Raw genomic sequence first — 19,319 nt, 5'->3', positions numbered from 1 at the left:
CTTATTCGAGGATAATGTCAGGGCTTTTCAGAGGCAAAGACCACATCAAAAACAGGGATCGTCATTACATCGCCTCGGGTAGTCGCAACAGTATCGTTCTGTACGTACTTGCCGACAAAACCCAACCAACCTCCAATTTTGGCCTGATCCCACAATGTGCTTGAAACCTTGCTTGTTTTGTTCATGCGCAATTTTGCATAAAGATACCTGCCAGTACCGTTAAGCAGCTGTACCGGAGTGCCGTAGAATGCATGTACAAGAATAGTCTCCCCCTCAACTTGGTCGATGACTACCTGAGACTGGTAAGTCTTACCGTCTGGACGGATTTTTGGGCTAAGCATCACATCTGTGGGATCAACTACATTCGGGAACTCATAAAGAGCATCGGCTAGTGTTTCCATCGGGATACGGCCCGTACGGAGATCATCACCATGTTTTTGTGTTGCAATTGCAGTCTGCCCTTGCCATGCCTGCACGTTGGAGATCAGGGTGCTTTCGAAGTCCTGGATCTTGCTGAATTGCTCCGGGTCACTATCATCACGAAGATCCTTCGTAGCGCTCTCTACGATCTTTCTGGACTTATCAACTGTCGCTGATGATCCACTGAGCAGAACCCCTAAGTTGCCCCGGGTTAACCACATGAAGTTCTCAAAGTGTTGGGTGGATTTTTCTGTAGCGAAAAACGGCTTTAAACCCAAGTCCTTTGCATACACGTCTGATAAGGCTTCATTGGAAACCCCAAGATCATCTTTGTAGTTACCCGACCCATCAGTCATCTTCGGGAAGTGGCCGTTCCTGTCAGCATTCTTCTGGTAAAAGATGCTGAGACTTTCAAGCAAAGCCTGGGCATTGGCCCCGGCCTTGGTGGTCTGGACGGCTGGTTTTGTATCTGCCAATGCAGAATGTTCACAAAACGCAGCGAAGGCGAGGGCAGAGCACAAGAATAGGGCATTTCTCAATTTCATATGGTTATCCTGCAGCGCGACAGTCATGCCAACGTCAACAACTGAAGCTGGTAAAGGCAATGCGTCTTGCATGTCAGTTGTGAGCGAAGGTAGACATGATGGTATATGCAAGCGAAATGGATGAAAAGTCTTCATCCAGTATCGCAATGTACTAAGAGATACAGATCGTACTTGACCGGCTTCTGGCCCCGTCAGAGAATAACCATTCTTCAAGGCGTATGCCTTCGTGTGCCCGTCACACATTTACCGGCCACCCGGCCACTTCACCACCCTCTGGGACATCATCCCAGTAGGGGAGATGCTCCAGATTTACAAGGAACGTCTCCATGAAACTCTCCGCAAAAGCCCCAGTCACTGCAGCTCAACGTGCTCAACTCAAAGCAGACAGCAAAGACATTCGTGCGACTGCAAAGCGCAAGAACATCACCCTGGATGCATGGGAAGAGGCGAGCGAGAAAGCAGCATGCAAGGAGCACTTTGAACTCGGTTGCTGGCTTTACTACTTCAGCGACAAGGTCGTTAAGACTGGCCCCGAAGGTCTCAAGGCCCGTATTGAATGTGCATGGCGTTTGTTCATGAATGGCATATTCAACCCGGGGGACGACTTCTTCACCGTGTTTGATTTCGGTGAACAGAAATTCGATACCATCTTCGAAATGCTTGATATGGCGGAAGTCAAAGATGGACTTCGCCAGCACTTGCATCGTGACCACACAGGCAAGCTGGCCCGGGCATTTGAGCACCACGGCTGGTCTCTGACTTAACCTGGCAATCTATCGCCAAGATCATCCCTTCATCATCCATTTTAACCACCCATTGGGGCGCTCCCCATGGGGCGCTCCGACCTTTACGCTAGGAGCGTGACCATGTCCCTGTATCCCCAATCCCCGATTTGTCTGTCCTTCACTACCACTGGTGGTGATGATGCCAACTCTTGGGATGTATTTGCCCATACGGTTGATGAACCTGACCATCGCGTAACAGTACTGCAGGTCTTCATGCCGGCAGGCGAAGAGATCGCAACGGAAGTCGAGCTGCTGCTGGTTGGCTGCAAGAACGCTGTAGATGACCTGAAACCGCCGGCGCTTGCTGGTGCCCTGCTTTGCGCAATGGATCATCTGGCGAATTTCCGTAACTACGAGCCCACTGAGCCCGCAGAAGCACCGACCGCCGGTAACCACTCCATCCCTGTGGCGCTTCACAAGTTGTTCTGCGATGCCTTGAATGCCTTGCCGCTGTTTCATGCGGAATACTCGGTACTAAAAAGCCAAGCAATGCTCGGTGGCCGGCCCGCGACACGTCAGTATGGTTGGATTCTGTCGGAAGAGAATTTCATCTACTTCGATGGTCCTCTGCCCAAGCACATTGCCATCAGTGGTTTTGGCTACCGGCCTGTACGAAAGATCTGGGATGAATCCATTGCATCTGCTGATGATCTTGAGCACCACCAGAAGGTCCTGGCCACAGAAATGGCGAAGAAGGTCCGACGTTTGCGCTGCAGTTGCTGCGGAGCTGAGACGAAGGGCCGGCAGTGGTTCAACCAAGATACCGGCTACGGACTTTGTGAATCCTGCATTGACTATGTCGAGGCCCGAGCCACTGACCCGCTTGAAGATACCCATGGTATGCGGGGCGTGCATTATGCCTTGGCCGACTGACCAGTCATAAGCACTACCCCGACGTTCCACCTTACCTTTTCAAACCATAGCCTTTCCCCTCCCGGGGAAGGGCTTCTTCAATAGTGAGAATCACCATGGAATTTTCGAGCACTCAAATAGAGATAGCAACACCGTCGCGTTCTGGACCGTTGTGTTCTGGCCAGTTGTTGGTGAAGAACGCCGATGGGTCCCTGACCGTTGGTGGCTTTGACTTCCAAACGCCGGACCAACTGCCGACGGAACGCGAGGCTCAAATCACCAAGTACGTCGAGGTTGCCCTGCCCCAGCGGCTGCGCCTTTGATTCCACCCTCAATCCCACCCTTGCCAACGTCAACAGCAAAGTCGCCTAGTGCTTGCTTTCCGGTGCGCTTCCCGGCCCGGTAGTTTTTAACAGCCTTGTATCCACCTACAGCAGCACCCATCGCGGCCCCTGCGACTGCGCCTGCCTTCCCACCTTGCTGGGCACCATCAAATGCGCGTCCTTTCAGATCGCCGGCCAGATCCGAACCCTTGACGCCTCCAGCCTTGGCTTTTCGCCCCAGTTCCAATGACTCTTCACGGGACATTGGTTTGCTGGATCCATCCTGGTTCCGTACCCGGTCGGTAGCATGATCATGCACCTCCCGATATTCCTTCTCTACCACGCGCCGGTTAGGATTGGTTTTTGTTTGCTCAACGGCTACGCGGCGGCCGGAATATTTTTTTACTTCATCCAGCTGATCAGAAGGGACAAGGCGCTTTTGACTTCCATACCCACGTTGATGATAGGCAGTCTTTTCGGGAGTTTTGTAGACCTTTGAACTGAATTCAGTCTGGGCACCAGTACGCCCATCGGTAACGACAATATCCGGGCTGTTAGATCCATTGCTGGCAAGCATTTCAGCCCGCGAAGTACCACCCTTGAATGCCACGTCTGTGTTGAAACCAGCGGCATGCGCTCCCTCGGTCACAAACCCAGCGCGTGACGGATCAGGATTGTTGGCATATTGCTGCCCGACCTTGTTGATCAGGTCAGCACCTTCCTTGATGACCTGGCCAACATGCTGGTTGTAGTTCCCGGAAGCTGCGACAAACGCCCCATCGGTTGCTGCGTCCGCAACTGACTCCACAGCCTTGCCAGACAGCCCATCGTCAATAGTGACCACCCCGGCCCCGGGCGATGTTTCAAACGGCCTAATGTCAGGTGGCATAACATCAACAAGCTCAAGCTGTATCTTCCCATCGTGCCGAATCCCCAGCACCTTGATCATTACCTTCTGGCCCTTCTTCAAGTCTGCGAGGAGGGTGCCGGCCGGGAATGTACTTTTGTGAGCAAGACCAGAGTGAGCACCGAATCTCACGAAGACGCCGTATTCCGCAAGATTCGAAATGGTGCCCCGCATAAGCATGCCGATATAGGGAGGGCGGGGGGTGGGTGTACGATACTGGGGCTGCTTGGACGGGTGCATAGTTGGACACTGGAATCTGATAATATGACCGGCATATTTTGGCATAGATGCATGCTGCCGCGCATCTGCACGTCATGCTAGCCTGCAACCATTTGAAAAGCTGCTCACGATCTATGAATCACGCTCACTACCACGACGAAACCCGGTCATATCTTGACTTGCTGCGAACTGCCTTCACTACATCACAGGAAACATTCCGATTCCCGACACCGCCTAAAGTTAACTCAGAGTGGGAAATCTCGGATGAAGACATTCGCAATCTGAGAGGTGATCTCAACATGAACTGGTTTCCGATAGTGGGTCCCAGTCTGGGGGAAGAAAGAGGCAATAGCTGTCAGATCCTGGCCGCGAGTATCGCAACCTACCTCACGGTGTGCCACGGCATAGATGCGGAAATCATCATCGGGGACGTTTCGATCAATGGAGGGCTGGAGTACGACACGGAAATGGAGACGCTGAAAAACGAATACTTCTCGTCAACGCCTCTCACAGGAAGCCAGACACTGCATGCCTGGGTGGCTGTGGGTGGCGATACAATCATTGATGCTGCTCTGACAGCCAGACTATTCAGGTACTACAAAATGAAAGACGATTCGCTACCCCCGGTGATGGTTGGTAGAGATGCGCAATTCATGAATTCAGGTGCGGGTTTCACTGCAAAGTACATCCCCATGATTTATGGGTCTGACTTCCTGGAAAAGACCACGCCTCATGGACCTTCAGTGTTCCGTGAGTTCTATGAGAAAGTGAAACGTGAGTACATGGAATAAAAAAGCCCTTCATGCTGAAGAAGGGTTTCCGAAGTCATTTTCAATGCATTCACGTATGAATAGTGGCAGGTAAATTCGAAGGACGGCTGGTGTTCACGAGGATGGGTGCCAGCCACTTCAACGAAATCTTTTGCTCCACCCGTTTACCTTACCAGTAGGCATGCAGTGTGGCGGGCGTATATGTGGGTGCTTACTGGCACCTTCTGCCTTTCCGTCGCCTGTCATATGTTGAGCCTTGGCCACGGGTAGAGCAGCGCCAAGCCGAGTACCAACTTCCCAAGTGTTCACCTGGTCCGCAGCAACCGAGCGTCGATTAGTCCCGTAGTACTTAGCAACAGGGTTAGGAGAAGACCACGCCTCGATATCCGGCTCTTCCGAGCACAGGCTGAGCAGAAGCGAGAGCATGGCCGATACGAAATATTCAACGACGTTCTAGGTATCTGACTCCATCCCATCATAGATGTCTTCTGTGGGATGGATTTTGCGTCATCAGGACGTGGCTTCGCAGACATTTTGCGGTGCGCGATCAATTCGTGACTGGAACAGCTGCACAAAGGCATCTGCATCGGCCTCCGAAATGTCGCCCAGCGCCTTCAGAATTCGCTTCGTCGGACCCGATGGGGCTTCGGCACCAAATGCAATGTAGGCCGGGTCCACGTCGAGCGCTTTGGACAGCAATTCGATATCCCGCAGGTTTGGCACATTGCGACCGTTCAGCCAGCAGGCGAGTGTGCTTTGGCTGCGGTGAATCTTGTCGGCGACCTGGCGTTGAGACAGCCCCCGCAGGTTCATTGTTTTCCGGACGCGATCCTGCCAAGTGATGGTGGGTTGTGCTGCCTGGCTGGCCATTCAAATATCTCCTAGCGAGTCGTCGTCAATTTCGGGTAGATCCAGCTCTCCGGCGGCACGCCGGAAATTGGCGTTGTAGCTGGCATGTATTCTGGCCACCGAGACCAGCTCGGCGAAGCCGGCGATCTCGGCGATCTGCATGTCTTCACATTCCCGGTCGAAGAGGGTGGCGATGTAGCTGTTGCGTAGGGTCTGGCAGCAGGAGCGGCCGTCCAATTCGTTGAGCTGGGCCTCATCGAGGATGATCTTCACGCGGCGAAAAACAGAGGAGGGGTCCATGGGTTTGCCCTTCGGATTGGAAGGGAAGACGGCCTCACCGTAGGTTCCGCGATTGCGGACAAGCATCCAGCGTTTCAGAGCATCAGCGGCTTCGGGTTCCAGCTCGACGGTGCGTTCAAAGGTCGATGGGTTGTCATCGGCGTTCTTTGGGGTGATGTGCTGAGGGATGGTGATGCGCTTCCGGTCTACAGAAATGCAATTAACCGTCAGCCCTATTGCCTCATGGACTCGCAATCCACCGCCGATGAACGTCCCTACTAAGGCGAGGTCTCTTTGCATTTTCCATTCACCTGCGGGGCCGGACAGCCGAGACGTTTTCGTCTTATCCTTCACTGCAGACGCCTTTTCTACCGAATCGACTTGGCCACTTCCCAACGTGTTCTGCCTGGTCGAATCGCCGATGTAGCTGCCTACGGGGAGTAGGTCGTTTCCGATGGGGTGGGACTTTTCCTCTTTTCCACCTTTACAGGTTTCAACTCCTTTTCCAATCTCTCCCTCTTCCTCCTCTTCCCCCAACTCCCCCCATCTCACAAATGAAAGCAGCCGCCGGCGTCCCCACTCGGGCATAAAGGAGGTGTCATCGTTCCGGTATTTAGTCTGCAGAGAAACGATTGCGTTTTGGGCCGGATTCCCTAGCGTTACCGGGTAACGGGGAAGGGTGGCCAGATGCGCATAGACCGTCTCGATCAGCCGGAGGTAACGGTAAGTGTGTAATTTCTCTTGTCGGGTATCGAGCGGAAATTTCGAAAGAGCCTTTCCGTCCAAAGTATCTAACCGGTATCCGCAGTCACCCAACCACCGGGTGAACTTTTCCCACATGGATAGGTAGACGACCATTGAGGACTTTTTAAGGTCTCTCCGGGAGAGCCAGGACGAAAAGGCTAAGATGGGGTTTTCAACCCAATCGTCGAAGCCCACGTCAAAGAGGGTAGGGGGTTGGATATGTGCCATGATTCCTGATGGTTAATTGCATTTCCATATCCCAGTTTAACCACTTCTCCCCTCACGTCAAGAACCGCCCATCCTCACAATTCCACATGCTGCCTACTCCTGGTTGATCGGCCACGCATTACGCCTGAACACCAGCACCCCGTCCATTTTTCGACGAAATCATCGCCTGGCTATCAGCCATCACAGAGTCCGTTACCGGGTAACGCGAACAGGCAAAGAAAAACCCCGCATTCTCTCGAATACGGGCTGGGGTTCGGTGCTCCATTCAACGTGCCATGACCACGCCGAACGGAATGTCTTCATCATCTTCATGATCATTCAAGACAGGTTTGTACTGCACTTTGACATCGGCACGACGGCAGACAACGCTTCCATTGTCATAGCTGCGGTTGGCGTAGCACTCTTCAGCTACATGAAGACAGCTCAGATGCTTTCCGGCCATCTCCACGGGAACATCAAGATCAAACGTGATAGCAAAACCATGATCCGGAGTAGTCTCCAGATCCTTGATTCGGTCTTCGGGGGTGTCGTAAATCTTGAGCAAGTCCGCAATGTCATTGAAGGCAGTGCAGTAGATGGTTTTGATCGGGTTATGATTGGTCATGACATACTCCTGGTAGAAGAGGCCATGCCCGCAGGGCAAAAGCCCCGGATGGGAAAGGTAAGTGCAATTCGATATTGCTTCGGTTAAACAAGTCGGATACTACATCACACACCTTTGCCACACCAGTCCACCTCGCGCTATCATGACCGTTCTTTCCGTCCTCATGGACATGCGGCCCCCACGGCGCATTTACCCTCGGGTTCTTCTTGGCCCGTCGGGCTGAGTCGAATTCCTCAACCAAGGCATTCTCATGACTCAACCCAAATCCATTACCCTGATCGATGGTTTGCCCGAAGAAAACGGCTCTTTCATCCTGCTGATGTGGGATGGCACCCTTGTCGAAGGCATGTTGCACGTCAAAGATGGCCAGCGCGTGGTGACGCACTACAACGCCACCATCCCTGACAAACCCCTTGAAATCACCTATCCGGTAGGAAATGGCAAAGTGATCGGCTACATGCCGACTCGCCCAGTCATCAACCACGCCGACTAGCCTTTAGCACTGCGCCGCCAGGCGCACAGACAAACCTCAACCCTATGGGATCATCTTCCCATGGGGGAGTGATGATCCTCCTCTTACTGGAGAACCCTCATGTCCCAACCCATTACTGTTCGTGTCCCCACGATTACCATTCCGGCCGCATTTGAAATCGACCAGCACACCGGCGAGGCAACCGGCACGGTTGTACCTTTCTGCAGTGATGCTTGTTACGAAGCCGCGAAGGAAGACTTGAAGAAGCGCTTCGCCGTGCACCGTGAAAGCCACAGCTACCTGGGTGACTTTGCGGATGGCCCGGCATGCGAGCATTGCGGCGCTCTGATTGCCACCGGCAAGCAGAACGGAATCGCCATGGCAGAGCATGCATATGAGCACTACGAATTCGGTGACGACATCATGCCGGCGTCTGCGCCGAACTGGAAAGTCCTGCCTGGGTTTGAAAAAGCGCTGATGAGGGATGTTTTTGCCGACTACCATGGTGTCACCACCAACTTCAAATTCGTTGTTCGTTTCACGCCGTCTGGCCTGATCGAGGGGGTCACTTGTCGCGACAAGGATGGCAACTCGTTGGGTCAGTATCGGAATGTGCCGCTGGCCACCCGTCCTGGAGATGAGATCCTGATCGAGAAGTATGTGAGTGATGGCCCGGGTTACATCGGCGACATCATTGTCTCAATCCGGGAATCCTCTGTAGCAGTGCGATTTAAGCATGCGCCGGTTGCCGCTGAGTTCTCGGCCGTCGCAAGTTTCCCGGCTGTTACTGCGGTACGCAACTGCAAGGCAGACGATACCCAAGACATCTGGAAGACCCTTTCGCAAGGTGAGAAGGACTACCTTGACGACCCGAGCACCATCGACAATGACCGGGTGAAGATCCTGTCGTTTGCAGATGGTACGAAAGGCTACCTGATGTACTCTGGTGACAGTTCGACCTTCAATATTTGCCAAGGTCGAACGGTTCATACCTTCAACGTGGTTTACGACACCATCGGCACCACCACGCGTGTCATTGATAGTAGCCACACCAGCCGTACCAACCAAATCGCTTTTACCTGCGATTAACGTCACCATCGAACCGGCCCTTGTGGCCGGTTTTTGCTTTTGGGTGGGATGTCACGGTATGATGGCCAATCAAACCTGTCCTCTGTGACAAGCGCCAGCCCGGCGCATTTACCTGCTTCATCACCCCTCGGGATCTCTCTTCCCGTTGGGTTGAGTAGATCCTCCACTTCTGGAGAATTACATGACTCAACCCAAAATCGCATTGATCGGCTTCACCAGCATCCCGTCTTTTTTTGAAATCGATTCGATTACTAAGGAAGCGACCGGTACTGTTGCGCCGTTCTGCAGTGATGTTTGCCATGACGCAGCTCAGGCCAGTTTGTATTCGGACAGTAAGAAGCACCGCCCGACTCTTTCGCCTGTGAGTGACTTCGCCGGCATTCCGCAATGCGAGCATTGCGGGGCAGAAATCTACCGAGCGAACCGTACGGCCGCGGAGTTGGCTGACCATGCCTACTCTGAATTCGATTTCGGAAGCGATTTTATCGTGACTGATACCGGTTCCTGGTCCCATGACAACAGCGCCTCGCCTGAATGGAGTCGTAGTGTTTATGGCGACTATGAAGGCAATACGGTAAAACTGACCTTCGTTGTGCGGTTCGCCGATAATGGTGTGATCGCGGAAGCCTATGCGCGAGATGAGCATGGTGATGACTGGGGCACCTCGTTGGTTGTGCCACTGGCCAGTCGTCCTGGCGATATCATCCTGATCGAGAAGTATGTGAGCGATGGACCTGGCTACGCTGGCTCAATCCGCTTTTCGATTGGCCAAGACAAAGTCACCGTCAATTACCTGAAAGATGATACCGAGTTCACCATCAGCAACGGCGTCCACCTCCCGGTGGTCACTGCAGTACGTGATTGCGCCGATTCCGATTTGAATGCGGTTTGGCAGACTTTCGACTCAAGCATGAAGGACTACCTGGATGAGCCACATTTCATCGAGACTGAGCGAGTGAAAATTCTTCAGTTCGCGGATGGTTCAGCTGGCTACCTGATCATCTGGGGTGACAGTTCTTTGTTCTCCATTCTTCAAGGCGTGTTCATGAATACCTTCGAGGTATCCATAGGCGCGAACGGTCGAAAGGTGACATCCCATACCTTGTCGTCCAACGACATTCCTTTTGTTGCATTCTGACGCTTTTCCAGCTGGTGCTGATCTCATCAGCCATCACCCAAAAACCGGCCCTCTGTGGCCGGTTTTTTTATGGTTTCGCTGAAAAGTTGAACGTATCGCAGGAACAGATACGCTCCGGGTTTTAGGCAAATACCTAACACTTGAGGGCACTGATGGCCGAGTACAAAACCATGGACAAGTTGTTCCGGAAGCTCATGAACGACCCTACACACGACACAGGAAAAGTGGTGGACCTGATGCGGATTAACGCGACCGGGGCGTTCAATGCTGCCGCGCTCCTGTCGTTGCCAGTCGTGATGTTGGCATGTGCAACGAGCAGTGTTCTGCAGGTAGTTGTGTCGTCCCTGATCATGGTTCCGGGATACACAATCATGATCATGAAGAGGCACCAAGGAAATACAAACCTAACCCAACGTATCCTGACTGGCAACGTGGACGGCGGCGTTCTTGGTGGACCGGCCGGCGTGCTTCAGAAAGACGCGCTCTTCGGCAAAGTACCTCTCACTGATGGGGCCGACGCCAAAGCGGAGGAGGTGGTAAGAGAACATTTACGCTCCGATGATCACACAATCGTGGAATGGCAGATTCATTCTGGGAGCGAGACCGTGCGCTTGACCGATGAAGAGTTGAAGGTGTCCATGGAAAAGTTATTGAGAGGAGATGTCCCGGATCGACTGCGCGGAAGCAGATTTGTACTGCCAGCTTTCAGCAAATCCTTTTTCCCGAAGCAGGTAAAGGTGATCAGCAGCGCAGCGTTGGCCGCCCTGATTTTGGCTGTAGTCGTATCTGCACCGGTGAACACCTTCATCTTCCCAGCAGATGTTGCACGATCACTTGCCAACCCGGCATTCCTGGCAATCGCACATAACGCATGCAATACGTTGATCTGCTTTGTTGCCGGACTCTACCTGTACAGCAAGAAAAACATGCTGGCCATGGACGCATCATTTGTTGAAATTCGCAGCAAGGGTATGGCTGACGCACTGCTGGCTAACTTGGGGCGGAAGATGGACAAAGACAAGATTGACTTCATCCAGCCAGTCTTTTCTTAAGCGATAAACACACCAACAAAAAAAGCCGGCGTAGCCGGCTTTTTCATTTCCCGTTAGTGGGACAAGAACTGCAGATTCAATACCTGGCCGATCATCACCGCCGGGCTAACACCTGTTGCAAGTGAAAGCCGCTCAACATCCTTCATCATCGAGGTCTTGAGACCCAGTTTGAACTGGTGACCCGTACCGACTGGCACACCACTGACTACGAATGACCAATCCTGCAGGTATTGCGGGTTTTCGTCGGCCTGCTGGATAAAACGGACCAACACATTGCGGACTACTGCCTGGCGGATCAGACCGGAATCACTGCATGCCTTGTCAAGGGCAGATGCAAGTGCTGTACCGATCTCAACGTCGATTCGGCAGACGCCAAGAGATACATCCATAGCGGCCATTTCCTCTTCACTGGCGACTGCCCAGTTGGCATGTACATCAGCAGACGTGCACGGCATGTACTCTTGTTCTTCGATTCGCATTAGTTCTTCACCTTGAAGTTGTTCTGGGGTGAAGCCTACGTCAGCGTCATCAACAGTCAAGTCTTGAACTTGCACGTTACTGTCAGGTTTCTGGGTCGGTTGCATGCTTTTTCTCCATGATTTGCCTCCGGGGACATCCCGCAGGACTTGAAGAACGAAGCGAAAACTTCATGGAGCATGCGTCATTAGAGCGGCATCAATACACTGCCAATCAACCCTGGCGGGGGGATTTATAACAGACCTGGCCATGCAGATGCAAGTGATCATGATCTGCCTCTTGTGAGTGGCCGCATAAAGGCTACTTTGTTGGCTCTAGCACCAAAACGATCCAAGCTGGCCAGATGGAACAGTATCGAGTGGCCACGCTGTACCCCATCACCGTGCATCTTTTCGTACGACGACATCACCGGTTCTGGGATTGTGACAAGGAGCACAACGTCACTTCCCATGTTCGTCTTCCATTGAATCCACGCTTGATATCCCATCGTGCAGTTCAAGGGGTCAACCTGGGTAACGGCTCTTACTTCCGCCCTGACTTCAACCATAAAACCTTCCAATCATCTGGTGATAACTGCCACCTTTGCATCTGAGATAGCATCGATGTCGGCATGAAATAGACCCGCATCAAGCGGGCCTCTTATTCCGTCATGGGCTGACGAACTTACCAGTGGCTGAAAGCCAGAATGGCTGAGATGGACCGTGGCTGACCGTTTGAACAGTCAATAAGACTTGTTGGAATAGTGCTGAGCTTAGCTTCGTACCTGTATTGCTCAGAGAAGAAAACGAAGAACCGAGCAATCCGTTCAGCAGCGTCGAAATGTGATTCTCGCCGTAAAACCAGAATTGCTTTTATTGCGTCAAGGTTCCGAGTAGCCAAGTCGGGAACAAGCAATGGGTTGTTGATCTTACGACCATTAGAATTGGTCTCACCGGGGATGACAACCTTAAGTTCTCCGGTTGAAGTAATACCGAAATGAGTTCTTGGATTGTTTATTTTACCGGCCGTACTGAATGCATCATCTACGCACTGATTCAGCGAACTGATGAATTCATCGCGTTTATGCTTGAGGGCCCATCTCGTCCACTTGGCCATATCAAGTGTGGCCTTGGTGTAGATCGACTCTGCAGTGGCTCTACGCATTTGTGGTGTTTGGCTCGTTATTTCTCCAACATGCTCACCAAACGAACTTCCCGAATCGTGTATATGAATTGCACAAAAGTCCATGATTGCTGCCTATTTATACTTCTCACCTGCTAATGAGAGAAGATATCATTATTTTTATTTGATATAACTAACCATTGCTACAGAATACATTTCGGCTATCAAATATAGTGAATTAACCCGTTCTTGTGCATCTCTTACATCAATTAGGCATATATCCACAATACCTACTTGCCGTGCTCATAAGTTACATAATTCCTCCGTTTTCATCACTTATCTGTCGAAAAGTCACAGGCAATATGCGCACAATCAATGCCAAATGGTAATACCTGCACCTAAAATACTATCTAGTCTTTTTTGGCACTTAATTGACCAATTGAGGCTGAAAAGTCCCAAGTATTATGCGTATAAACGATAAATTACGAGATATTTTGTTTATCGACCATAAAAGTATAGGTTTTGCTATTAACTGGAGCCCAAGTATAAAAATATTTCACAGAAATTCTGGTTACGGTCATCCGCCCCCCGATCAACTCTTTTTTGCGGATATCCGACTACGGATAATTACTCATGAAATAAAGTTGAACTTTTTACACGAAGAACAACTAACCGACAAGATACTCAAGAGTTAGTACCTGGGATTAGCCCACCCTATTGAAAACGTTGAATCTTGGTAAGAATGGCGAGAATGGAGCCTATGAATAGAACCTTATTGCATTTGCCGTTGTCATCATCAACAATGTCGATTAATTTCACAACTACCCTAGACATTGATTATCAAGGAGAATATGTGAATTTGATGCATACCTTCCCATGCTATGTATTTTGAGTTGCTTCCGAACCTTGATATAGATCAACATGGATATACCATGATGGCAACATGGTCAATGTAAATGTATTTTAAGTACCTGTTACAAGTGAGGCCGGCACGTCATAGGTGAATAGCACACAATTACTGGTGCATACCAAAGTTAACAACCATTCCTTATGAGTCTTTGCTGCAACAATTCATTTTCTTCTGTATGCGCCTGGCATTTACCGTGGGGATGAACAAGGGCGGATTCGAAAAAAACCTACGACCAAAAAATGACGAATGCAACAAGATGTTCATCGATACTCATATGAACAAATTACTAGTGATAGCCTTCCTTGTTGTCATGTCTATTATCCAGATTGCTATGGAAATGGCTGGACCTTGAGTATTTATCAATACGAAGGCCGTTCTGCTTGATTTTGACGTTCATGTAGTCACGACAGACGGGGACGAAAACAAATCTTCCCCTATTGATATGTATGGTGGTGCCTTCTCAGGCGAGAAGATCGTTCTTAAAAATACGGTAAAGTGCTCCTTCACTTCGAAGCTGAATGCTCCGGATGGCCCTTAGTAGAAACCGCCCAGATGTTTACTGCCACATCAATACGAATGTTGAAATGCACATCACTAAAACCCAACCGGGGCAGGGCTCAACGAAGGCCGTCAACTTCAATGACTACATCTTCATCCAGCTGGGCAATCCGCTGACGCTTAACTTTCCAGAAGGATCTCCTGATGGCGATGATAGTGAGCAGTACGAAATGACCATCATCATCAAGAAAGCCCCATAGACTTTCCAACGCCAGCGGTGCCTAGTTGCTTTTTTTTACGCCAACTTCAAGCCCTGCTCAACGCCTGTCGCTCTGAGCCTTACCCTTACCGTGTTTTCTTCTCAGATCGATCCGACCCTTTGGCACCAGCTCGTAAATGAGCGTGATGATTTATCCGTTTTCTTGACCGGCGTGCTCACCATGGGACAATCCCGGCAACTTCCACCCTCACTTAGATCCGCATGACCAATCATCGGAAGAGGAAATTTTGAATTCGATTCACGGCATCAAGACGACAATGGCTATCTTGCTATTGCCCATCCTGGGCCTAGTAGTCGCCTTGATTGGCACCATCGCCCTTCCGGCCCTGGAGATCGAAACCCTAATTGGGGCAGGTGGGTTCCTCTGCGCGACTTTGTTCTGCCTGCCTCTGATCAAGCAATTCCGGACAGACATAGCGAAACTCGGGCCGATCAATGAACGTGAGTTTCGTGAAGTTTCTCAATATATCGAGCGCTACCCCGGCTTGAGACCCTTTCTGCGTGCCGTGGGCAAGCAAGGTCGTGGTTTGCACATCTATGAACTGATTGCTATCCGCCTGTGGGTCAAAGAGCACTTCGAGACCAAAGCACCCACTGGCCGTGAGCTGAAGGTTGCCCCGTACATGGTCATGCCGAAGATCCAGTCACGAAGCAAGCGCCCCGTAAGCACTTTTCACGCAGTGATCAATGACTAAATTTTATTTGATGGGGTCTCGCACACAAACGGTTCAGCTTGGCCGGCCAGTGCATCGATTGAGTGGCTATGCTTCTTTGCCCTGGGCCATGACTGCATGGATTGCGCCGATCGAGCCTGCCCGCTGCAAATACGATCCGGAATTCCGGTTGCCATCGCTGCAGATGTGGAAGCGTGGTTCGCTATCCAATGGCCAAAACTTCAATGAATGCGAGGATGCGTGAGCAAGATTGCTACTGCCGTGTGTGTCGAACCCATAGGCCCAGTTTTGCCACTTCTTGATGATGGCCATCTACAGACACTACGCGATGAGATTGACTTCGAACGTGTGAAATTAGAGATAACACAAAGTGGGGGGGTTGGAATTGCAACCCTTGGCTACTACACCGCCTGCAACGCGAAGTTCATCGGTTTCCTTGGCAACTACATCATCCCGATTGGTCTGTCTCTGGCTGCACTCTCATTTACCGAGACCATCTACTTCTGGTGGAAGGCCCGCAACTTCAAGCGCGCGACAGCAACTGAACTCAATCTGCTATACAAACCTTTGTTCTACTCTATCTCTCTGAGGAACCGCGTTGCGTGGTTAATTGAGAAGAGAGGCTACCTATACAAGTACGAGGTCAAGTTAATTCTTGATCTTGCAGATGTGCCGATCCTGCACCGAATTCCTTTTTTGGGATCAATTCTGGGTAGATCCACACATTCACAGATTCCTACTTCCAAGTTGCTGGAAAGATGCTCGGAAAGTGAGCAGTCTCCCTTTACATCAGGCGACGTGTTCATTTGTAAATACATCGACACCAGCACACCATTTCGTTCCAAAATTTCGAGGCGCACATTACTATCAGGGGCAAATACACCCTTGGAGTAGAGCATGGCGCTTCTTACACGTAGAGAACGAGGAATTGACCCAAAGCCACTGGAGCCTGGCTCTTACATCGCAAAATGTAAAGATTCTACGGAGTTTGCAGCCCTGGCAAATGGCCATGCCAACGTGTGGCCAGAAGCGAAAATGATTGTGCGGAACGGAGTGGCCAAGTTTTTCTTGAACGAAGAAGAGGTGTGGCAATGCACTGCATATTATGCGGCAAGCCATTTCCTCATCAGGGCCCATCCTGCAGATGTAACTGACACCGACTCGCCAAAGTGGGTTGGAACCGAAAACCTAACGAATGATGCAACCTAACCCCCCAACTGTGAAACTAACTTTCAACTCGCTGACCAAGATTGCGTTCTGGTCAATGTTGCTATGGCTTATCATCCCGGCTTTCGATCGGGGAGCCAACCCGGTTTTAGAGGTATCCAGCTTGAGTGCCATTTTCGGCTACTTGATAGGCAAGCACATCTACCCTGCTTTTATGACCAATACCCATCACCGCACACGGTTCTTTATTTTTCAGGTGATCTACATGCTAATTACTGGCGGCATTTACGACTACTTCTCAGGCCTTTTGGGCTGGGCAGTCTAGATGATTTCTCAGATTGCATGAAGTTTGCAAATCTTCGTGCTAGCATCGCGGAAAAATGACCAGACAGAGGAATGTGAATTGAAAGCCAGCATTAAGAACAGCAAAATCTCACTCGATTTTATGAAGACCGCTGGTATTTGCCTCATAGGCAGTGTGCCTGGGATCGTTCTTGCCTATATCTACCCACGCGTTGGGAACGTTCATGAGGCTGCAAGCATCGCATCTGCCGGCAAGAACCATGACTATGTGTCCATGGCCCTTTACTACGGCATGATTGCGATTGAGATTTTGTTTCCTCTGTTCTACCTGTACATCGCAATCGACTTCGGGATGAAGGTCTTGGCCAAACGAAAGGCCGGCGCAGCGAAGACCCGCAAAACTTCTTCCATCTCTGACGATGACTTCCTGGCACTTACCTCGGCAAAAAAATTCACCATTGACGCTGCATTCAAACAACCATCTGATCAGATCGAAGCAGAAAACAAACCGCAAAGCCCGCCTGCAGACTGAAAAAGGTTTGGCCAGTACAGCATCATACAAAACCCGCCATCGCGGGTTTTTTCATTTGAAATCCTCATTGTTGTGACTCCGGATTACATTTATTATCAAGATTTAGCAATCGAAAAGGCACCCAATGGAAGACAAAGAACATCAGGATGTCAGTCCCTTGCCTGCTAACCGAGACACGTTCAACCAATACGACACGAGGGCTTATGCCCCTCCATCCACATCAGAATGTGCGGTCTCCCGAGTTGATCGCCTTATCGATCTGCTTTTCAGCTCACGCGTTCTTCTGGTGCTGATCTACACGCTCATCTGCCTGGCTTTTGTTGACGGAGGTCCTGGTAGAGCAGGGCAATTTAACTACGTTGCCATTGGTTTTGCTGCAGTCGGTTTTATTGCACTGATTGGGCTAGCTTTGGCAAGACTTAGGAGATAAAAAAAATCCCACCATAGGTGGGATTAAAGTGTGAGATATCATACAAAGGAGAACAGAGGCAAGACCATTCCATGTGGGGGTGGAAGGAGATAATTATAAAGCACACTCTTAGATTTTCAAGAACCTTTACCTCTTATAACGGTAATTCAAACACCCTTTGAGATTACCGCCTTGTGTACATCCGATAGCGTTTCTACTGTTTTTGCGTAATTGTCTTCTGAGTATTGAACTGGTGCTGGATAACGCGAGAGCAGGTGAGACGATGACCATGCATCATTCATCTCGCCAGTTTTACTGATTACCCCTTGATGGTCTTTCAGATCAATTTTCGCCCTATTGTACGCAAGGTTTTCAGTACTGATGACATCTTTGTCACCGGGATGGTGTCCGAGATATTTCGAGTACTGGTCAGCTATCATCAAATACCCAATGTAGGTTTTGATTTGACTTCCAGCCTTAAGCAAGCACAGCCTGGCAGAAAGATCGGTTCCCTTTTGCCCATCAGAATCAGGGCATGACTGGGCGAGGGCGATGTCATTATTCTTCTTGGCTTGATCCTTCTCCATATACGCATCAGGGTATGATGCCCCCAAATATCGCATTGCCGATATTGCCTTCTGGGTATTCTGCACGCCAACCACACTTGCGCCGATCACCGCAATCGCCACTGCATTTCGTACAACCTTTACCAACCGCATTTTGCTTCCTGAAAAAAAATGCCCGCCATACGGGGGGAGGCGGGCTAACATGATACTCGGGCAAAGCATTAATCACCGTTGCTAGTTTCTTTCCGCTTTGACTTCCTCAGAATGATCAGACCAGAAGAGATCATAAAAAATAGCGACATTGCCAAAATGCCGTCATGCCGTTGACCATTTGGGAAGCCATTGGCAATAACGATAGACAAAAACGCGTTTGCGATAAAACTGAGGACAGCGACCACGGGAAAGCTCCTTGTGCAACGGTGCATATTATCGCCTCAAACACCGCGCACCAAAAGTGAGAAAAGGGGGAGTTACCTATGGAATAGGGTGATATTTTTTGTAAAGTGCATGCATGCATCATTTATTGGTTAAAATTTGAGCAGTACACCAGCGTTTCCTTGATGACAATGCTTTAGACCATTACACTAGAGTCTCTTTTGTACCGTGCACCTCACAGTGCGCATTCACCATTTCCCCTGACGGAGTTACCCCGTTGGGGCGACTCCATTCTTTTTTTTGGAGTCGATATGAAAGTTTTTACTCTTCGCGTTCTCTATCGTTCCCCGTCGAGCGATACCACCGAAAGCCTTGATTTTCCTCTTGACGCTGCCGGCTTGCCGTTTGCCCAAGGCATGGTCTTCCCGCTGATCAATACTCTGTTTGACGACCTCTCTGAGGTCATCACAGCCGAGTTGTACGGTCCCTCCGGCGCACTCCTGCTCTGGAGTGACATGATCTACAAGACCGGTGTTATCTCCTGGATGGCCCCTGTGACTGATTACGGCACTTGGCGTATTCATGACGCCATTCGGCTAGACCTTGAAGGTCATTTCCGAAACTCGGCGATGTCGCCTAAGGATTCTGCAGCGGCCTTCTATTACCGACGCGCTTGCGCGTTCGCTCACCATCTGGACAAAACCAAAAGCTTAACTGCTCCGGTTCCGGCCTGATTACTTCTCTACCCACA

At 50.6% G+C, this 19,319-nt stretch carries 25 protein-coding genes; 16 read left to right on the top strand and 9 right to left on the bottom strand.

The features are described 5' to 3' along the window. Positions 1-17: 17 nt before the first annotated feature. A complete protein-coding gene (locus ACODR9_RS12095) occupies positions 18-965 on the bottom strand; it encodes a hypothetical protein (protein ID WP_488809541.1) in 948 nt (315 codons plus the stop codon). A gap of 326 nt (positions 966-1,291) precedes the next feature. Between ACODR9_RS12095 and ACODR9_RS12090 the strand changes: the two genes are divergently transcribed. Together ACODR9_RS12090 and ACODR9_RS12085 are read left to right on the top strand one after the other, a co-directional pair. Continuing rightward, positions 1,292-1,729, top strand: coding sequence for a hypothetical protein (locus ACODR9_RS12090; RefSeq protein ID WP_488809540.1), 438 nt, complete (start codon positions 1,292-1,294; stop codon positions 1,727-1,729). 102 nt (positions 1,730-1,831) lie between these two features. Further along, positions 1,832-2,623 (top strand): hypothetical protein, encoded by a 792-nt coding sequence (locus ACODR9_RS12085; RefSeq protein ID WP_488809539.1) that lies wholly within the window; start codon positions 1,832-1,834, stop codon positions 2,621-2,623. Positions 2,624-2,878: 255 nt separating this feature from the next. Here ACODR9_RS12085 and ACODR9_RS12080 read toward each other — a convergent pair whose 3' ends face one another. Beyond that, positions 2,879-4,117, bottom strand: coding sequence for a S1 RNA-binding domain-containing protein (locus tag ACODR9_RS12080; RefSeq protein WP_488809538.1), 1,239 nt, complete (start codon positions 4,115-4,117; stop codon positions 2,879-2,881). Positions 4,118-4,350: 233 nt separating this feature from the next. Between ACODR9_RS12080 and ACODR9_RS12075 the strand changes: the two genes are divergently transcribed. Next, positions 4,351-4,842, top strand: a complete 492-nt coding sequence (locus tag ACODR9_RS12075) for a hypothetical protein (protein WP_488809537.1) — start codon at positions 4,351-4,353, stop codon at positions 4,840-4,842. A gap of 117 nt (positions 4,843-4,959) precedes the next feature. On the opposite strand, the gene ACODR9_RS12070 is transcribed toward ACODR9_RS12075, so the two are convergent. The 4 genes from ACODR9_RS12070 to ACODR9_RS12055 all read right to left on the bottom strand — a co-directional run bounded on the left by ACODR9_RS12070 (position 4,960) and on the right by ACODR9_RS12055 (position 7,525). After that, on the bottom strand, positions 4,960-5,247 hold the full coding sequence (locus tag ACODR9_RS12070) for an AcrVA2 family anti-CRISPR protein (RefSeq protein ID WP_488809535.1): 288 nt from the start codon (positions 5,245-5,247) through the stop codon (positions 4,960-4,962). A gap of 84 nt (positions 5,248-5,331) precedes the next feature. After that, the gene (locus ACODR9_RS12065; protein WP_488809534.1) at positions 5,332-5,691 is read right to left on the bottom strand and encodes a helix-turn-helix domain-containing protein; all 360 of its coding nucleotides are present in this window, start codon (positions 5,689-5,691) and stop codon (positions 5,332-5,334) included. Continuing rightward, positions 5,692-6,921 (bottom strand): tyrosine-type recombinase/integrase, encoded by a 1,230-nt coding sequence (locus ACODR9_RS12060; protein WP_488809533.1) that lies wholly within the window; start codon positions 6,919-6,921, stop codon positions 5,692-5,694. Positions 6,922-7,186: 265 nt separating this feature from the next. Then, positions 7,187-7,525, bottom strand: coding sequence for a hypothetical protein (locus ACODR9_RS12055; RefSeq protein WP_488809532.1), 339 nt, complete (start codon positions 7,523-7,525; stop codon positions 7,187-7,189). Positions 7,526-7,775: 250 nt separating this feature from the next. Between ACODR9_RS12055 and ACODR9_RS12050 the strand changes: the two genes are divergently transcribed. The 4 genes from ACODR9_RS12050 (at position 7,776) to ACODR9_RS12035 (ending at position 11,276) form a co-directional block, all read left to right on the top strand. Beyond that, the gene (locus ACODR9_RS12050; RefSeq protein WP_488809531.1) at positions 7,776-8,018 is read left to right on the top strand and encodes a hypothetical protein; all 243 of its coding nucleotides are present in this window, start codon (positions 7,776-7,778) and stop codon (positions 8,016-8,018) included. Positions 8,019-8,117: 99 nt separating this feature from the next. Next, positions 8,118-9,086 (top strand): hypothetical protein, encoded by a 969-nt coding sequence (locus tag ACODR9_RS12045; RefSeq protein ID WP_488809530.1) that lies wholly within the window; start codon positions 8,118-8,120, stop codon positions 9,084-9,086. A 181-nt stretch (positions 9,087-9,267) separates the two neighbouring features. Beyond that, positions 9,268-10,224, top strand: a complete 957-nt coding sequence (locus ACODR9_RS12040) for a hypothetical protein (protein ID WP_488809529.1) — start codon at positions 9,268-9,270, stop codon at positions 10,222-10,224. A 152-nt stretch (positions 10,225-10,376) separates the two neighbouring features. Further along, a complete protein-coding gene (locus ACODR9_RS12035; protein WP_488809528.1) occupies positions 10,377-11,276 on the top strand; it encodes a hypothetical protein in 900 nt (299 codons plus the stop codon). A gap of 53 nt (positions 11,277-11,329) precedes the next feature. Here ACODR9_RS12035 and ACODR9_RS12030 read toward each other — a convergent pair whose 3' ends face one another. Both ACODR9_RS12030 and ACODR9_RS12025 read right to left on the bottom strand, forming a co-directional pair. Next, entirely contained in the window at positions 11,330-11,860 is a 531-nt protein-coding gene (locus ACODR9_RS12030) for a hypothetical protein (RefSeq protein WP_488809527.1), read from the bottom strand. A 556-nt stretch (positions 11,861-12,416) separates the two neighbouring features. Continuing rightward, entirely contained in the window at positions 12,417-12,980 is a 564-nt protein-coding gene (locus ACODR9_RS12025) for a hypothetical protein (protein WP_488809526.1), read from the bottom strand. 1,368 nt (positions 12,981-14,348) lie between these two features. On the opposite strand from ACODR9_RS12025, the gene ACODR9_RS12020 reads away from it, so the two are divergent. The 8 genes from ACODR9_RS12020 (at position 14,349) to ACODR9_RS11985 (ending at position 17,648) form a co-directional block, all read left to right on the top strand. Further along, positions 14,349-14,522, top strand: coding sequence for a hypothetical protein (locus ACODR9_RS12020; RefSeq protein ID WP_488809524.1), 174 nt, complete (start codon positions 14,349-14,351; stop codon positions 14,520-14,522). A 247-nt stretch (positions 14,523-14,769) separates the two neighbouring features. Then, complete coding sequence (locus ACODR9_RS12015; protein ID WP_488809523.1) at positions 14,770-15,237, top strand: hypothetical protein; 468 nt, start codon at positions 14,770-14,772, stop codon at positions 15,235-15,237. After that, positions 15,230-15,460, top strand: a complete 231-nt coding sequence (locus tag ACODR9_RS12010) for a hypothetical protein (protein WP_488809521.1) — start codon at positions 15,230-15,232, stop codon at positions 15,458-15,460. Before ACODR9_RS12015 ends, ACODR9_RS12010 begins: the two co-directional genes overlap by 8 nt. Further along, positions 15,457-16,110: a hypothetical protein gene (locus ACODR9_RS12005; protein ID WP_488809519.1), complete on the top strand. Its 654-nt coding sequence runs from the start codon at positions 15,457-15,459 to the stop codon at positions 16,108-16,110. Before ACODR9_RS12010 ends, ACODR9_RS12005 begins: the two co-directional genes overlap by 4 nt. 3 nt (positions 16,111-16,113) lie before the next feature. After that, positions 16,114-16,425 carry a hypothetical protein gene (locus ACODR9_RS12000; protein WP_488809518.1) on the top strand — a complete coding sequence of 104 codons (312 nt, stop codon included), beginning with the start codon at positions 16,114-16,116 and terminating at the stop codon, positions 16,423-16,425. Next, a complete protein-coding gene (locus tag ACODR9_RS11995) occupies positions 16,412-16,708 on the top strand; it encodes a hypothetical protein (RefSeq protein ID WP_488809517.1) in 297 nt (98 codons plus the stop codon). Before ACODR9_RS12000 ends, ACODR9_RS11995 begins: the two co-directional genes overlap by 14 nt. A 78-nt stretch (positions 16,709-16,786) precedes the next feature. Beyond that, positions 16,787-17,218 (top strand): hypothetical protein, encoded by a 432-nt coding sequence (locus ACODR9_RS11990; RefSeq protein ID WP_488809516.1) that lies wholly within the window; start codon positions 16,787-16,789, stop codon positions 17,216-17,218. A 124-nt stretch (positions 17,219-17,342) separates the two neighbouring features. Next, positions 17,343-17,648, top strand: coding sequence for a hypothetical protein (locus ACODR9_RS11985; RefSeq protein ID WP_488809515.1), 306 nt, complete (start codon positions 17,343-17,345; stop codon positions 17,646-17,648). A gap of 146 nt (positions 17,649-17,794) precedes the next feature. Here the strand turns inward: ACODR9_RS11985 and ACODR9_RS11980 are convergent, their stop codons facing one another. Next, complete coding sequence (locus tag ACODR9_RS11980; protein WP_488809514.1) at positions 17,795-18,346, bottom strand: hypothetical protein; 552 nt, start codon at positions 18,344-18,346, stop codon at positions 17,795-17,797. Positions 18,347-18,879: 533 nt separating this feature from the next. Here ACODR9_RS11980 and ACODR9_RS11975 point away from each other — a divergent pair. After that, positions 18,880-19,302: a hypothetical protein gene (locus ACODR9_RS11975; protein WP_488809513.1), complete on the top strand. Its 423-nt coding sequence runs from the start codon at positions 18,880-18,882 to the stop codon at positions 19,300-19,302. Positions 19,303-19,319: the final 17 nt, after the last annotated feature.

Source organism: Aquitalea sp. FG25 (assembly GCF_057809375.1).
This window is presented reverse-complemented; position numbering and strand designations above follow the sequence as displayed.

Bases quoted from the DNA above. Each gene is read 5' to 3' on its own strand.
- ACODR9_RS12025 (WP_488809526.1), bottom strand. From the start codon at position 12,980: ATGGACTTTTGTGCAATTCATATACACGATTCGGGAAGTTCGTTTGGT.
- ACODR9_RS12040 (WP_488809529.1), top strand. From the start codon at position 9,268: ATGACTCAACCCAAAATCGCATTGATCGGCTTCACCAGCATCCCGTCT.
- ACODR9_RS11995 (WP_488809517.1), top strand. From the start codon at position 16,412: ATGATGCAACCTAACCCCCCAACTGTGAAACTAACTTTCAACTCGCTG.
- ACODR9_RS12050 (WP_488809531.1), top strand. From the start codon at position 7,776: ATGACTCAACCCAAATCCATTACCCTGATCGATGGTTTGCCCGAAGAA.
- ACODR9_RS12065 (WP_488809534.1), bottom strand. From the start codon at position 5,691: ATGGCCAGCCAGGCAGCACAACCCACCATCACTTGGCAGGATCGCGTC.
- ACODR9_RS12020 (WP_488809524.1), top strand. From the start codon at position 14,349: ATGCACATCACTAAAACCCAACCGGGGCAGGGCTCAACGAAGGCCGTC.
- ACODR9_RS12045 (WP_488809530.1), top strand. From the start codon at position 8,118: ATGTCCCAACCCATTACTGTTCGTGTCCCCACGATTACCATTCCGGCC.
- ACODR9_RS12000 (WP_488809518.1), top strand. From the start codon at position 16,114: ATGGCGCTTCTTACACGTAGAGAACGAGGAATTGACCCAAAGCCACTG.
- ACODR9_RS12080 (WP_488809538.1), bottom strand. From the start codon at position 4,117: ATGCCAAAATATGCCGGTCATATTATCAGATTCCAGTGTCCAACTATG.
- ACODR9_RS11975 (WP_488809513.1), top strand. From the start codon at position 18,880: ATGAAAGTTTTTACTCTTCGCGTTCTCTATCGTTCCCCGTCGAGCGAT.
- ACODR9_RS12070 (WP_488809535.1), bottom strand. From the start codon at position 5,247: ATGCTCTCGCTTCTGCTCAGCCTGTGCTCGGAAGAGCCGGATATCGAG.
- ACODR9_RS12055 (WP_488809532.1), bottom strand. From the start codon at position 7,525: ATGACCAATCATAACCCGATCAAAACCATCTACTGCACTGCCTTCAAT.
- ACODR9_RS12075 (WP_488809537.1), top strand. From the start codon at position 4,351: ATGAACTGGTTTCCGATAGTGGGTCCCAGTCTGGGGGAAGAAAGAGGC.
- ACODR9_RS11980 (WP_488809514.1), bottom strand. From the start codon at position 18,346: ATGCGGTTGGTAAAGGTTGTACGAAATGCAGTGGCGATTGCGGTGATC.
- ACODR9_RS12090 (WP_488809540.1), top strand. From the start codon at position 1,292: ATGAAACTCTCCGCAAAAGCCCCAGTCACTGCAGCTCAACGTGCTCAA.
- ACODR9_RS12035 (WP_488809528.1), top strand. From the start codon at position 10,377: ATGGCCGAGTACAAAACCATGGACAAGTTGTTCCGGAAGCTCATGAAC.
- ACODR9_RS12010 (WP_488809521.1), top strand. From the start codon at position 15,230: ATGACTAAATTTTATTTGATGGGGTCTCGCACACAAACGGTTCAGCTT.
- ACODR9_RS11985 (WP_488809515.1), top strand. From the start codon at position 17,343: ATGGAAGACAAAGAACATCAGGATGTCAGTCCCTTGCCTGCTAACCGA.
- ACODR9_RS12085 (WP_488809539.1), top strand. From the start codon at position 1,832: ATGTCCCTGTATCCCCAATCCCCGATTTGTCTGTCCTTCACTACCACT.
- ACODR9_RS12030 (WP_488809527.1), bottom strand. From the start codon at position 11,860: ATGCAACCGACCCAGAAACCTGACAGTAACGTGCAAGTTCAAGACTTG.
- ACODR9_RS12095 (WP_488809541.1), bottom strand. From the start codon at position 965: ATGAAATTGAGAAATGCCCTATTCTTGTGCTCTGCCCTCGCCTTCGCT.
- ACODR9_RS12060 (WP_488809533.1), bottom strand. From the start codon at position 6,921: ATGGCACATATCCAACCCCCTACCCTCTTTGACGTGGGCTTCGACGAT.